9 protein-coding genes are annotated in these 14791 nt (G+C 44.1%); 5 read left to right on the top strand and 4 right to left on the bottom strand.

Annotated features, from left to right (window positions below; genetic code table 11):
• Positions 1–55: 55 nt before the first annotated feature.
• Genes tamA through IQ211_RS05775 form a run of 3 tightly spaced genes read left to right on the top strand, consistent with a single transcriptional unit; the run spans position 56 to position 5930 of the window.
• Positions 56–1798 carry an autotransporter assembly complex protein TamA gene (gene tamA / locus IQ211_RS05785; RefSeq protein ID WP_189758659.1) on the top strand — a complete coding sequence of 581 codons (1743 nt, stop codon included), beginning with the start codon at positions 56–58 and terminating at the stop codon, positions 1796–1798.
• Positions 1795–5580, top strand: a complete 3786-nt coding sequence (gene tamB, locus IQ211_RS05780; RefSeq protein ID WP_189758660.1) for an autotransporter assembly complex protein TamB — start codon at positions 1795–1797, stop codon at positions 5578–5580. Before tamA ends, tamB begins: the two co-directional genes overlap by 4 nt.
• Positions 5581–5582: 2 nt before the next feature.
• Positions 5583–5930: a gamma-glutamylcyclotransferase family protein gene (locus IQ211_RS05775; protein WP_189758661.1), complete on the top strand. Its 348-nt coding sequence runs from the start codon at positions 5583–5585 to the stop codon at positions 5928–5930.
• Between the two features lie 66 nt (positions 5931–5996).
• Here IQ211_RS05775 and ppa read toward each other — a convergent pair whose 3' ends face one another.
• The 3 genes from ppa to fbp all read right to left on the bottom strand — a co-directional run bounded on the left by ppa (position 5997) and on the right by fbp (position 11303).
• Positions 5997–6527, bottom strand: a complete 531-nt coding sequence (ppa, locus tag IQ211_RS05770) for an inorganic diphosphatase (protein WP_189758662.1) — start codon at positions 6525–6527, stop codon at positions 5997–5999.
• Positions 6528–6698: 171 nt separating this feature from the next.
• Positions 6699–9872 (bottom strand): inverse autotransporter beta domain-containing protein, encoded by a 3174-nt coding sequence (locus IQ211_RS05765; RefSeq protein WP_189758663.1) that lies wholly within the window; start codon positions 9870–9872, stop codon positions 6699–6701.
• A gap of 426 nt (positions 9873–10298) precedes the next feature.
• A complete protein-coding gene (fbp, locus tag IQ211_RS05760; protein ID WP_189758664.1) occupies positions 10299–11303 on the bottom strand; it encodes a class 1 fructose-bisphosphatase in 1005 nt (334 codons plus the stop codon).
• A 182-nt stretch (positions 11304–11485) separates the two neighbouring features.
• On the opposite strand from fbp, the gene mpl reads away from it, so the two are divergent.
• A complete protein-coding gene (gene mpl / locus IQ211_RS05755) occupies positions 11486–12856 on the top strand; it encodes a UDP-N-acetylmuramate:L-alanyl-gamma-D-glutamyl-meso-diaminopimelate ligase (protein WP_189758665.1) in 1371 nt (456 codons plus the stop codon).
• Positions 12857–12932: 76 nt separating this feature from the next.
• Here mpl and argR read toward each other — a convergent pair whose 3' ends face one another.
• A complete protein-coding gene (gene argR, locus IQ211_RS05750) occupies positions 12933–13403 on the bottom strand; it encodes a transcriptional regulator ArgR (protein ID WP_047766260.1) in 471 nt (156 codons plus the stop codon).
• A gap of 405 nt (positions 13404–13808) precedes the next feature.
• On the opposite strand from argR, the gene mdh reads away from it, so the two are divergent.
• Complete coding sequence (gene mdh / locus IQ211_RS05745; protein ID WP_189758666.1) at positions 13809–14747, top strand: malate dehydrogenase; 939 nt, start codon at positions 13809–13811, stop codon at positions 14745–14747.
• Positions 14748–14791 lie beyond the last annotated feature (44 nt).

Raw genomic sequence — 14791 nt, 5'->3', positions numbered from 1 at the left:
GCATTTTTATGTTGTTGAATTTTATTCAACAGGTAGATAAATATTAGGAGTTCGAGTGTCACGATATCCCCTCATATGTGCGCTTTTTGTCTCTATCATCACTCCATCGGCTTATAGTGCAAACTTACGATTGAAGTTGGAAGGACTTTCTGGCGAATTAGAAAAAAATGCCAGAGTACAACTTTCCAATATCAGCACCGATGAAGTTTCTCCTGATGGCCGTTTTCGTGCTCGGGTGGAGAAAGCGATACGACAAGGGCTTCGTCCATTGGGATATTATGCTTCCACCGTTGAATTCACCTATCAAGAGAACACGCCTCCTACCCGCCCTGTTTTAACTGCAAAGGTTACGCTTGGTGAACCTGTACGAGTCGCTAAAGTGAATGTTGATTTGGAAGGTGGTGCGAAAACAGATCAAGATTATGCCGTCCTGATTAAGAAAAATATGCCAAAAGACGGGACAATACTCAACCACGGTGAATATGAAGATTTTAAAAATTCATTGACAAATTTGGCGGTTAAGAAAGGCTATTTTGATGCTGTCATGAAAAAAAGTGAATTAGGGGTAGCAAAGGATCTGCATGAATCTATATGGGATTTTGATTTTGATAGCGGACAACGTTATCGTTTTGGCCCAGTAACATTCTTCGGATCGCAAATTCGTGAAACCTACCTGGATAATCTTATTCCTTTCAAATCAGGTGAATACTATACCTCGGAACAATTAGCCGAGTTTAACCGTCGTTTGGTTGATACTGGATGGTTCAATTCTGCGGTTGTTGTGCCCGATTTTAAAACAGGACGTGAGAGTAAAGATAAAGTCTTGCCATTAAATGCGTCCTTAGTGCCTCGCTCTGCTAACTATGTTGAATTGGGGGGCGGTTATGGAACGGATGTCGGGCCTCGTGTTCAGGCTAAATGGAAAAAACCGTGGCTGAATTCTCGTGGACACAGTTTGAGTAGTAGCCTTAATCTTTCTGCACGCGATCAAGTCATTGACGCATCCTACAAAATGCCGCTTAAAGTCAACCCACTGGAAGAATATTACCAACTACAAACGGGTTATCGACGCAAAGATATTAACGACACTATTTCGGATACGGCAACCTTGAATCTTTCCCGTAATTGGGATCGTTTCACGGGTTGGCAATACGGCGTGAATCTGCGCTGGAGTCTTAGCCACTTTACCCAGGCTAAAGTCAGTAATACCACCATGTTGCTTTATCCGGGATTTAGTCTCAGCCGTATTCGCCAGCGTGGTGGCACGATGCCTTATTGGGGAGATAGCCAGCGTTACTCGATCGATATTTCTGATACAGCCTGGCAGTCCAATGTCGATTTTTTGGTATTACAGGCACATCACGTATGGGTAAGAACGTATCGGGAGAATCACCGTTTTGTGGTACGGGCAGATTTGGGCTGGATAGAAACCAGTGAATTCGACAAAGTACCACCGGATTTGCGCTTCTTTGCCGGGGGGGATCGCAGTATTCGTGGCTATAAGTACCAGAAAATCTCACCAAAAGACAGTGGGGGTAAGTTAATCGGGGCATCAAAATTGGCGGTTGGCTCGCTGGAATATCAATACAATATTTATGGTAACTGGTGGAGTGCATTGTTTGTTGATTCCGGTGAAGCGGTGAATGACATCAGAAAAAGTAATTTTAAAACCGGTGCGGGAATTGGCGTGCGTTGGGCTTCACCGGTTGGGCCGATAAAGTTTGATTTGGCAACGCCAATCAGAGATCCAGATAGTCGCAATATTGAATTTTATATTGGGTTAGGGGCTGAACTATGAAGTGGGCAAAAAGGGTAAGTATTGCTTTCCTGCTGATTGTCGGCCTGTTATTGGTGGCAGTTACTGGGCTGGTTGGCACGCAAACGGGTTTGCATTTTGTGATCAACAGTGCGGCACGTTGGGTTCCGGGATTGGATATTGCGAGTGTCAGCGGCGGTTGGCGCAATTTAACGTTAAAAGGCGTCAAATATCAGATGCCAGGTGTTAACGTTAATGCGGATAATTTACGCCTTTCTATCCAGCTTTCCTGCCTGAAACACAGCCAGGTATGTGTCAATGCCTTGACCACTGAAGGTGTTACTGTTTCGGTGAATACCGCTGAATTGCCGCCATCGGCACCTGCGACTGAATCGGAACCATTGACTGAATTGCAAACACCGTATCCTATTTCACTGGATTTGCTTTCCTTGAAAAACATTCATGTGCAGGTAGATGGTATTGCCATTGCGTTGGATGAGTTTAAAACGGCAGCTCAGTGGCAGGAAAAACAACTGATATTAAAACCGACGGAAATTAATAACCTGTTAGTGGCATTGCCAAAAAGTGCACCTGAAAAAATCGGTACAGCACAAAAAGTTAGCCAGCAGGCTAAACCGGAAAAATCCCTGGGTGAAACGTTGAAAGCGCTATTTGCCCAACCGCTGTTAACAGAGTTACCCAATATTCCCATTCCGCTTGATATCACGCTGGAAAGCATCCACGGCAGTCAGCTTCATTTAACCGGTGATACCGATATCAAGATTAACGATTTGCGGCTACAGGCCAGTAATCAGAGGCAGGCAGTCGAGATAAAAACATTAAGTGTGCAGGCACCGGAAGGCTCATTGGCGATACAGGGGACGGCAAAACTTGCTGAACAATGGCCTGTAAATCTGGAGGTTAAGGGTAAGGTCGATAATTTAAAACATATCAATCTGGATGACTTAACCGGCCAACAGATCGATTTGACGCTAAAAGGTGCGTTATTACAGCAGCTTAATCTTGCGTTGAATCTTTCTGGCCCTGTTGCCGCCAGTTTGGATGCTCAGACTGAATTGGCAAAAGCTGACTTGCCTGTACGTCTGACATTGAAAAGCCAGCAACTGCAATGGCCGCTGCAAGGCAAGCCAGAATATCAGCTTGATGGCGTCAAGTTGCGCTTGAATGGTCAAGCAAGCCACTACGATCTTTCTCTCCGGTCGGATATTAAAGGCAATGATCTTCCGCCGGCATCGCTAATGTTGGATGCAAAAGGCAATGAAGAATTACTGAAGTTAACGCGCTTGCGTTTGGCGGCCTTGCAGGGTAAAGCCGATATTGTCGGTGTGGTTGATTGGAGTCAGGCCATTAGCTGGAATGCCAAATTAATGTTGGATGGTATTAATACGGCCAAACAGTGGCCGGAATGGCCCGCTGAAATCAACGGGCAAATAGCCGTGCGTGGTAGCCTGTATGGAGGAAGCTGGCAGCTCCAGGTCCCTGAAATTGCCCTTGATGGTCATGTGAAGCAGAATGTCATCAAAGCGCGTGGCAAGGCATCGGGTAATGCAGCAGGTCAGTGGAATATTCCTCAACTTGATCTTGCCGTTGGGCGTAATACGCTCAATGTACAGGGGCAGCTTACGGATCAGGCGTGGAAACTGGATGGGGAAATTCATGCACCACATTTAACTGGCTTATTGCCGGGTTTGGCTGGCTTTATTACCGGTGAAGTCAAACTGCGTGGCAATATGCAAGCCCCCCAAGTCATGGCAGATTTGAATGCACGTGGGTTGCGCTGGCAGGATGAGTTAAGCGTGGATAGTGCCACTATCAAAGGTGATGTACGTTCGGCTGAGCAGATCCAGGGGCAGTTGTCGATTGTTGTGCGGCAATTGCAGCAGGCGGATTTAACCATCAGGAACCTGACACTCAACGCGAAAGGCACAGAAAAGCAGCATCATTTACAACTGAAAATTGAAGGAACGCCGGTATCAGGCCAATTGGCACTTAATGGCAGTTTTGATCGTCAAAAGGAGCACTGGCAAGGCAGTATTAACGAGACTGACTTTAATACACCGGTTGGTGAGTGGCGTTTAAGTAAAGCGATAGCCATTGATTACTTCAACTTGCAGCAAAAGGCCATCGTGGGGCCTCATTGCTGGCTCAATCCCGATGCTCAGCTTTGTTTTTCAAAACCTATTGAAGCGGGGAGTAGCGGTCATGCTCAAGTGGCACTTGAACGCTTTGATCTGGCTATGATCCGACCATTCCTTGATAAAAGCACTCAACTTAAAGGCGTATTCAATGGTAATGCTGAGATCAGATGGACAGCAGGGCAGGGGTTGCCCCAGGCAAAAGTGGCTCTCCAAGGGAATGGGGTACAAGTTCGTCAGGTTGTGGAAGGTAATACATTACCGATTAATTTTGACACACTTACCTTGAATGCAGGTCTGGCAGATGGCAAGGCGAATTTGGCATGGTTATTCAAGTTAGCGGGCAATGGAATATTGAAAGGCGATGTGCAGGTCGCTGATTTAGAAGGCAGCCGAAAATTAGCGGGTAATGTCGATATTCAGGCACTTTCTTTAGGCTTGGTTAAACCCATTTTAGGTAAAGGCGAAAAAGCGGAAGGGGGATTAAGTGCCAATTTACGTATTGGTGGTAATGCCAGAGATCCGCTGCTATTTGGTCAACTTAACGCTGATGCCCTGCAACTGAGCAGTCATTGGCTGCCATTCGATATCACTCAAGGCCAGTTAGCCGTTCACTTTGCCGGTGCCAGCTCTGATATGCATGGCATGATTAGAACACCCAAAGGGCAACTCAATCTAAATGGTTATGCTGACTGGCGCAACCTGAATGCCTGGTACGCCAGAGTGACAGCCGATGGTGACCAGTTACGTGTCACGGTTCCACCGATGGTGAAGGTGGATATCAGTCCAAATTTGGTGCTGGAGGCAAAACCAAATCTGTTGAAACTTGACGGTAATGTAGATATCCCGTGGGCACGTATTACCGTTCAGGAGTTACCGGAATCAGCGGTAGGTGTTTCTGCGGATGAAGTGATGCTGGATAATAACCTCCAGCCAATCGAGAAGAAAAAATCACCTATTTTGATTCAAAGTAATTTAAATGTTCATATTGGCGATGATGTACACCTGAGTGCATTTGGTTTGAAGGCGCAGCTTAAAGGAAATTTGAAAGTCATTCAGGATAAACAGGGGCTGGGGCTGAATGGTCAGATTGATATTCCGGAAGGGAATTTCCATGCTTATGGGCAAGATTTGCAAGTGCGTAAGGGAACCATTATGTTCTCTGGCCCGCCAGATCAGCCATTGTTGAACATTGAAGCTATCCGTAATCCAGAATCGACAGCGAACAAAGTTATCGCGGGTGTACGTGTTACTGGATTGGCAGATAAACCGAAAGTGGAAGTTTTTTCTGATCCGGTAAAATCCCAACAGGAAGCTTTGTCTTACTTGTTACGTGGCGAAGGGTTAGAAAAAGGGGATTCTGACAACTCGCAGATGGCGGCCATGCTGATTGGATTAGGGATTGCTCAGAGTAGTCAATTAGTCGGTAAGATTGGGGAAACTTTCGGTGTCTCTGATTTGGCTTTGGATACCCAAGGAGTTGGTGATAAATCTCAGGTGGTTGTCAGTGGCAGAATTACCAATGACTTACAAGTGAAGTATGGGGTGGGTATTTTTGACTCTTTAGCGACATTGACGTTGCGTTATCGCGTGATGCCAAGATTGTATCTGGAAGCGGTATCTGGTATTGATCAGGCTTTAGATCTGCTCTATGAGTTTGAGTTTTAAAGATGCGAGTTATTGTTTATGGTAGCCTGAGGCGAAAACAAGGCAATCATCACTGGATGACGGATGCCCAATTGTTGGGAGAACACAGATTAGATGGTTATGAAATTTATGATCTGGGGCACTATCCGGCGGTTATCCGTGGTGAAGGAACAATCGAATGTGAAGTTTATCGTATTACACCATCCATCCTGACAGAATTGGATGAGTTGAAAAAAAACGCTCAGGAGTATGAAAGGGAACTGATTGAAACACCGTATGGTAAGGCATGGATCTACCTCTATAAATTGCCTGTTGACGGATTGCATCGGATAACCTGTGGTGACTGGTTGAAACGCCACGAAGAAGAGTAAATTAGAGGTAAACAAAACCTCTGCCCTTAATCGGGACAGAGGTTTTTTTGTAACTACCTGTCAGGATTATTTTTTCGTAGCGCGTTCGAAAGAAGACAGGATCTCGGCCTTAGCGGCTTCAACATTATCCCAGCCATCAACTTTGACCCACTTACCTTTTTCCAGATCTTTGTAGTGCTCGAAGAAGTGAGTGATTTGGGCACGCAGCAGTTCTGGCAGATCGTTCACATCTTTGATGTGATCATATTCTTTGCTCAGTTTGGTATGAGGAACAGCGACCAGTTTTGCGTCTTCACCGGATTCGTCAGTCATTTTCAGGACACCAACCGGACGGCAGCGGATAACAGAACCTGGCTGCAATGGGTATGGTGTTGGCACCAATACGTCAACGGGATCACCATCGAGAGACAGGGTATTGTTGATGTAGCCGTAGTTACATGGGTAGAACATTGCACTTGACATGAAACGGTCTACAAACAGGGCACCAGACTCTTTGTCTACTTCATATTTGATAGGATCTGCATTCGCTGGGATCTCAATGATGACATAAATATCTTCAGGTAGCTCTTTGCCAGCCGGTACATTATTCAGGCTCATAAAACGGTTTCCTTCAATTTTAAACCAAAATGGAGTGCGAGGTATTATAGCCAAAGCAGGCCAAAATTCCTCGGATTTTTCGGTTGTTGGCATGGCTTAAAAGCATAATAAAAAAGCACAGACCCAACCCTAATTGAGTCTGCGCTTATTTTATATTAACCGTGGTTTAATTTAAGGAATTTCGCCATAACCATCAACGCGTATTACACACATGGGTATCGACGGCTGTTTAGATGCATATTCAGTTGCCTTTTTACCTTTTCTGGTAAGATAGTCATATCCATACATCACTTTTGTATATTGTGTGGATTTATCTCCCGGAATAAATGTTCTTAATATAGTTGTCCCCACTATGTTCTGACTAAGATGTTGAAGTCCAAAGTCAGGGAAATGCTCTTTGTCATATTCATAACTTAGTGAAGTCGGTGTGGTCGTTTGCGGAGTTGCTCCTATATCAAACACATTCGGATCATGTGCTATCTGGCCATTGAGACGGTTTTGATTCCATTGCACTTGCGGACAGATATCAGCCATATTCAAATCAACAGTTGGCTCGTTATCGGCGAAAAGTATGTATTTTCGTGGGTTGAAAGTATAGTAATAACCATACTTGATACCCTGATCAGTCTTTTTGATGAGTGTCACTGTTACCGGCCAGCTCTCATTGGAGAAATGTTTTTCGGAGAATGTGATATTTCCGTTACCGCTTGGATCGGTATCTACGCTCACCAATTTGGGATTGGAAGATTTGAAGGTGACCGGACTGATAATGTTACCATCACCATCAGGGAAGTTATAGTCCGTAAACAAATTGTTTTTTCCATCTTGCGTCAATTGAATTACGAGATCTCCATGGACGTTATACGGCCTTCCCTGCTCCTGAATATATTTCTTGTTATTTGAAACTTTCGTACCCATAAAAATCCCCACCGGCACCGGAATAGGATCGAAATTTACCGGTTCGGATTGTATGCTATCTGCCTCATTGCCACTGGATGGATCTGGGGACAGGGTAAAATAAAGACCATCCATAGCGACTTGGCTTGTCATCGAGAGAGTCACATAACCTTCAGCATCGGTGATTGGATTTGCAGGAAACTCAATCTTAGTTTTGTCTGGGAATACATAATTTTGCTGTTCAGCACTCAATAGTTCCACTGCCAGTTTACCAAGAGATTGATTCTTCAGAGGAAGTTTGCTGTCTACGTCGATAACTGGCACCTTATAAGTATAGCGTTCCTTTCCATTAGCAGTTAATGGCCCTGTAGGTGACTGCGATATTACACCGAATGCAAACTTCAGGCTTTTTGGTGTGACAAAATCGAATGGTTCAGAGAAGCTTTGACGTTGCTCATTAATCAATACCCCAACTTTAACACCTTTCGCGCTTTGGGTACTGGTCACAATCGCTTTAATATTACCATCCTGATCAGATGAGTTCTCATAGCCGGGAGCGGGCTTAACAGATAATCCTGGTATATCAGTAGGTTCGACGCTCCATTGTAAGTTCATGTCTATTTTTTTATTGATTGGGTTGCCATTGAGATCGAACACAGCCGCAGTCACAGTGATTGGCTTGTGTTCCATGGCCTCATAAGGCGCTTTTTGCTCAAATACAAAATTTTTGGCTAGAATGGCATCACCAAGATTGGTGAAATTCAGTGGCTTGTCGCCTTTTATCTCCAATTTGGGTTGCTCATCCATTGACAGATAAATCTTTGTTTTCGGATCTAGTGGCTGAGTGCTGCTCAACGTTGCAGTTAACTGGCCGGCATCATTGGTCATGCCTGCTGAGTCCCAGACTAATGTTGCATGTTTATCTGCTGGCTCGAGGCTCCATTGCACTTTCGGTATTGCCTGGTTTGTAATCGGCGGATTGTTTTTATTGCCATAGGTGATGGTTGCTGCCAGATCATAAGCCGGTTTGCCATTGGAAATTACAGGGCCTGTGCCACTGGGTTTGATGCTTTGCTCTTTAATGGCAAAAGGTTCAACAACCACATTCATATAAGATGTCATGGGCTTGTTGCTGCCCGTTATTTCAGAAGTCGCAGACAGGGTATAGCTGTTTATCCCCTTAACAGAATATTTCGGCAAGTCCAGTTCAACAGATTTGCCATGAGGGATGATAGTTCCCCCGTTTTTACGGAATTCTTCGTTAGCCTGCCATGATAATTTTTTCAGTTTGTCCTCAGCGGTAATATTCGGCGTGATTTGGACATGTTGGGTACTGTATCCGTTTAAGGTATTTGGCAAGACCAGGCTGAACACAGGCTTTTTCCTGTAATCCAATACGATGTTGTTGTTTCTTGTCACCAGATCATAACGGCTACCCATCAGTGTGCGCATAGCTGCAACATGACTTGGTGAAATCTGATCAGCAAAAGGTATACCAAAATGGTAATTTAAATTGGCCAGGAAGAGCCCTTCACTGTGTCCACTGCTGCCGAACTTATAATCCACGCCCATTGTCATCAGTGGAATCGGGGTATAATTCAGGCCAATACGGGCAAGATTAGGGTTTTTCTGCCTGGTTTTCCGATTAAATAGGGCGACGTTATCGCCAAAGTATTGTTCATAACTCAACTTACCACCAAGGTTTGGATAGGCGGGTAAGAAAAATTCACCATTAATATCGTAGCCGTTAGCTGGTCGTTCTTCATAGTCCAGTTCTTTGGGAGAATCACGCCATTTGCTCACGCGCCAGTAAGTATTGGCCGATAATTTAACATAATCAGTCCAGATTTCTCCCCCAACACCTAACCGTTGATGCTGTCCCGTAAAATCATTGTCAAAGAAAGTATTTAAGCCATACATCCAATCAGGCGTGAAATAACGTCCACCAAGACCAAGGTTTAGGGTATTGCGGCTATCGTGACGGCGATAACCTACCTGAGAGAAAAATAGCCAATCCGCTTTATTGTCATAGAGAGGTAACAGCAAATCCAAAGCGCTGCTATCCAGTTTTCCTTTTTTATCGATGGAGAGATTAATCCTGCCTGTACCAAATCTGGATAACCACTTTTGTGTTTCTGTGGATATTGCACCATTGATTTTCCCCAGAGCGTAGGATTTTGCTTGCTCGGTTAATTGTGATGGGGAAGAGGATAAAATATTACTCATCTTGTGGATATTTTGTGCGATGACACCGGCTTCCGCATCAAGAATAGCTTGCTTATTCCGCGCCTGATTGGCGTACCTTTCATTTTCTGACTCTTGTAAAGGTATTCTATTCTCTTGAATCTTTTCACCCGCTGAAAGCGCACTCATAGGAGTAAAGGGTAAAAAAAGCGAATACATGATAATAGAAAGCCGAAAAACCTTATGATTTATATACGAGTCCATATATGAATTCCTCATAAAATATGGGCTGTCGCCAGCGCTTTAGCATTACACCTTTGATGTTCCAAATTTTGGTTTTATTGGGTATAGCTATCTCATTAATATAAAAAAGATAATATTTCCCATACCTACATACATTAGGAAAGCTTTTGTTGTTATGCGTAATGAAAAATGATTATCAGTAGATAACTCAAAGTTATCGCTTTATTTATGCTGAAATTGGGTGTTATTTTTCATGCAAAAGAGAGTTTTTTTCAGGAATGACGATGAGGTATCAGGAGGAATATACCAATCTAACTTCAATATGCGTGTATATGATTATTGGATTGTAAGGTGAGAGTCGTTGAAATGAAAAAAACTACGGAGTGAAAAATAAATGGAATAAGAGGTGGCAACCCACCTCTTTAAATTATGGCTTAATCATACTGCTTATTGTTCAGGAAATTCGGCCATAAAACTTTCGGCTTTTTCTACCATAGATTTGGTGCCGACAAAAAAAGGTACGCGTTGGTGCAGCTTATTTGGCACGATATCCAGAATACGGTTTGTGCCATCGCTGGCTTTGCCTCCGGCTTGTTCAGCCAGGAATGCGATTGGGTTGCATTCATAAAGTAAGCGGAGTTTACCCGTTGGATGGCTTGCCGTACTTGGGTAGATATAAATACCGCCTTTTAACAAATTGCGGTGGAAATCAGCAACCAGAGAACCGATATAACGAGTTGTATAAGGGCGCTGGGTTGCTTCGTCTTGTTCCTGACAATATTTGATGTATTTTTTCACACCCATCGGAAACTTGATGTAGTTTCCTTCATTGATAGAGTACATATTGCCCTTTTCCGGGAATTGGACTTTTTCATGGGTCAGACAGAATACACCAAGGGAAGGATCATAAGTAAAAGTATGGACACCACAGCCAGTCGTGTAAACCAGCATTGTGGATGAACCATAAACCACATAACCGGCTGCAACCTGACGATTACCGGGTTGCAGGAAATCCTCTTCGGTGACAGGCTGGCCGATCGGGGTAATTCGGTGATAAATTGAGAAAATAGTCCCGACGGAAACGTTTACATCAATATTCGAAGAACCATCCAGTGGGTCCATCAAAACAACATACTTCGCATTTTCTGCTCGGTCGCCATCAAAAATAACGATGTCGTCTTCCTCTTCGGAAGCAATGCCTGCAACTTCGCCGCGTGCTTTCAGTGCTGCCTTGAGTTTTTCATTGGCATACAAATCCAGTTTCATCTGGACTTCACCCTGAACATTAGATACGCCACTTGTGCCTAAAATATCCACCAGACCGGCTTTATTGATATCCCTATGGATAATTTTGGCACCTAACTTGATGGCAGACAGTAGTGCAGTCAGTTCACCTGTAGCATGCGGAAAATCTTGCTGCTTTTCGACGATGAATTCGCCCAATGTTTTCATGACAAAGCCTTGAATTGGTTATGTTTTTAGGAAATGTGCTTCACTGATGTGTCGCACTTATGTGCCGCACTTAGGCGCGGGCAGTTTAGCTAAAGAATCTGATGATTCATAGGCTATTGCATTTTTAATCTCTGATTTGAGGGGTAGAATAGTGATACAGTTCATGAATCAGGTAGAAATAAATGCGTATTCATATTCTTGGCATTTGCGGTACTTTCATGGGTGGGTTGGCGATCCTCGCTCGGGCACAGGGACATGAAGTGACCGGCTCTGATGCCAATGTCTATCCCCCAATGAGCACTTTGCTGGAAAAACAGGGCATTGCGCTGATCCAGGGGTACGATCCGGCACAGCTTGATCCTGCTCCAGATATGGTGATCATTGGTAATGCCATGACACGTGGCAATCCCTGCGTAGAAGCCGTTCTAGATCGTGGCATTCCTTATACCTCTGGCCCGCAATGGCTGCATGATCATATATTGCCGGAGCGTTGGGTATTGGCAGTCGCGGGAACTCACGGCAAAACAACGACAGCAGGTATGGTAACCTGGATATTGGCAGAGTGTGGCTATAAACCAGGGTTTCTGATCGGTGGCGTGCCAGGGAATTTTGACGTTTCAGCACACATTGGTGAAAGTCCATTTTTTGTGATTGAAGCGGATGAATACGACAGTGCTTTCTTTGATAAGCGTTCGAAATTTGTCCATTACAGCCCCCGTACATTGGTCATGAACAATCTTGAGTTTGATCATGCCGACATTTTCGAAAATTTGGGCGCGATTCAAAAACAGTTCCACCATCTCGTCAGGGTTGTGCCGAGTACCGGTAAAATCATTGTTCCTGATAATGATATTAATTTGAAGCAAGTGCTCTCAATGGGATACTGGAGTGAATTAGAACAGATCGGAGAAAGTGGTCACTGGCAGGCGAAGAAAGCCAGCCAGGATAGCAGCCACTATCAGGTCTTCCATCAGGGTGAGCAGGTTGGGGAGGTGAAGTGGTCATTAGTCGGTGAACACAATATGCATAATGGTTTGATCGCAATTGCGGCAGCTCATCATGTCGGCGTTCAACCTGCGGATGCCTGTCAGGCACTTGGCAAATTTATTAATGCCCGTCGTCGCCTTGAATTGCGCGGCGAAGTTAATGGTATTTCAGTGTATGATGATTTTGCCCATCATCCAACGGCTATCTTAGCCACACTGGAAGCATTGAGAAGTAAAGTGGGTGGTGTGGCTCGCATTCTTGCTGTGCTGGAACCGCGTTCGAATACCATGAAAATGGGCATGAGCAAAAATGACATTGCTCCTTCTTTGGGACGCGCCGATGAAGTTTTCCTCTATCAACCCACCAATATTCCGTGGCAGGTTGTTGAAATTGCTGAACAGTGCGTCCAGCCTGCCCGTTGGAGTGCGGATATTGATACTTTAGTTAGGATGATAGTAGAAACGGCACAGTCCGGTGACCATATTCTGCTGATGAGTAATGGTGGATTTGGTGGTATTCACGAAAAACTACTGGCTGCATTAGCGCAAAAAACCAACGTGGTTTAGTCAATATTTTCTTATAGCTAGGTCTGCCATACGCATATTTTGAGTAGATTGTCATACGGCAGACCGACCCACAAGATTAAAGCTCCTGTTCAAACAGGTGGAGAATTGCTTCGTAAAGTTGTTTTGTCGTAAAGTTTTGCGCTGGGGTGGAAAAAATAGTGTCATCCCCTGCGATGCTGCCAAGGATCCCTTCTGCTTTTCCCAATGAATCTAATAGTCGGGCAATGAGTTGTGCTGCGCCAGGGCTGGTTCGTATGACGACAATGCTGTGATTATAATCGACATCTAATACCAGATTTTTTAATGGGCTGGTGGCAGTAGGAACACCCAATTCTGCGGGTAAGCAGTAAACCATTTCCATTTTTGCATTACGGGTTCGGACAGCACCAAATTTCGTCAGCATTCTGGAAACTTTAGATTGGTTGATATTTTCAAACCCTTGCTCTTGAAGTGCCGAAACAATTTCGCCTTGAGAGCTGAATTTTTCTTCTTTCAATAATGCCTTGAAAGCTTTTACCAAATCTTCCTGTTTCGAAGGAACACGCATATTTCACCATCGTTGAATCCGTTATCAGGCGGATATTATGCGAAAGAGTGCATTTTTATTCAAGAAAGAGGAAGAATAAACCAACATACAGAGCATAGTGAATTAAACAGAGTAAATGTATTGTTAATTAAATGGTGATGTTTGGGGATTGTTTGGCCTGAAAGGGAAGAGTAAGGTAATCCGTTAATTGATGAGGAATACGGCTGAAATAATTCTTGAAAAAGTGTCCGTTATCTCATTAACAGATAAGCATTTTGTTTAGAATAAAACGACTTTGGTGTTCCATCATCAGGCTATTAAGTGGATAATCTGGCTGTTAACAGATTGTTTTTAATGCATGGTGTTTTAATACATAGTGTATACAAATAGATCGTATTTACAGTACTTAATTTAAGGAGTATCAGGATGAAAGTTGCAGTTCTCGGTGCAGCCGGTGGTATTGGTCAGGCACTTGCCCTTCTACTCAAGACCCAGCTTCCTTCAGGTTCAGAACTTTCCTTGTATGACATTGCTCCGGTGACTCCAGGCGTGGCAACCGATCTGAGCCATATCCCAACGGAAGTCAAAGTCGCTGGTTTTGCTGGTGAAGATGCAACTCCTGCACTGGTAGGTGCAGATGTCGTATTAATTTCTGCAGGTGTGGCGCGTAAACCTGGTATGGATCGTTCCGATTTGTTCAATATCAATGCGGGCATCATTCGTAATCTGGTTCAGCAGGTTGCTAAAACTTGTCCAAAAGCATTAATTGGAATTATTACCAACCCAGTCAATACCACGGTAGCAATCGCCGCTGAGGTACTGAAAAAAGAAGGGGTGTACGATAAGAACCGCCTGTTTGGTGTCACAACTCTGGATATCATTCGCTCCAACACCTTTGTTGCTGAACTGAAAGGTAAGAAAGTAGAAGAAATAGAAGTTCCTGTTATTGGTGGGCACTCTGGTGTGACTATCCTGCCTCTGTTGTCGCAAATTCCTGGTGTTAGCTTCACTGATGAAGAAGTTGAAGCATTGACCAAGCGTATCCAGAATGCGGGTACTGAGGTTGTTGAAGCGAAAGCGGGTGGCGGCTCTGCAACACTGTCTATGGGACAAGCAGCGGCTCGTTTGGGGCTGTCGCTGATCCGTGGCTTGCAAGGCGAAAGCCATGTTGTTGAGTGCAGCTATGTCGAAGGTGATGGCAAATATGCCCGTTTCTTTGCACAGCCTGTTCGCTTAGGTAAAAATGGTATCGAAGAACGTTTAGATATTGGTAAATTGAGTGACTTCGAACAGAAAGCATTGAATAACATGCTGGATGTTTTGAAGAAAGATATCGAATTAGGCGAAAAGTTTATTAATAGATAATTCATTTATTGATGATTTATTAATATACGAATTAAGTTAAATAT

It is taken from the genome of Xenorhabdus griffiniae (genome assembly GCF_015163655.1).
Taxonomy (GTDB): domain Bacteria; phylum Pseudomonadota; class Gammaproteobacteria; order Enterobacterales; family Enterobacteriaceae; genus Xenorhabdus; species Xenorhabdus griffiniae.
The sequence above is the reverse complement of the archived record's forward strand: the minus strand, read 5'-3'. Positions and strand labels throughout refer to the sequence as shown.

What these genes read in the sequence shown, in the direction of transcription:
- tamB (WP_189758660.1), top strand. Translation starts at nt 1,795, where the DNA reads ATGAAGTGGGCAAAAAGGGTAAGTATTGCTTTCCTGCTGATTGTCGGC.
- IQ211_RS05775 (WP_189758661.1), top strand. Translation starts at nt 5,583, where the DNA reads ATGCGAGTTATTGTTTATGGTAGCCTGAGGCGAAAACAAGGCAATCAT.
- ppa (WP_189758662.1), bottom strand. Translation starts at nt 6,527, where the DNA reads ATGAGCCTGAATAATGTACCGGCTGGCAAAGAGCTACCTGAAGATATT.
- IQ211_RS05765 (WP_189758663.1), bottom strand. Translation starts at nt 9,872, where the DNA reads ATGGACTCGTATATAAATCATAAGGTTTTTCGGCTTTCTATTATCATG.
- fbp (WP_189758664.1), bottom strand. Translation starts at nt 11,303, where the DNA reads ATGAAAACATTGGGCGAATTCATCGTCGAAAAGCAGCAAGATTTTCCG.
- mpl (WP_189758665.1), top strand. Translation starts at nt 11,486, where the DNA reads ATGCGTATTCATATTCTTGGCATTTGCGGTACTTTCATGGGTGGGTTG.
- argR (WP_047766260.1), bottom strand. Translation starts at nt 13,403, where the DNA reads ATGCGTGTTCCTTCGAAACAGGAAGATTTGGTAAAAGCTTTCAAGGCA.
- mdh (WP_189758666.1), top strand. Translation starts at nt 13,809, where the DNA reads ATGAAAGTTGCAGTTCTCGGTGCAGCCGGTGGTATTGGTCAGGCACTT.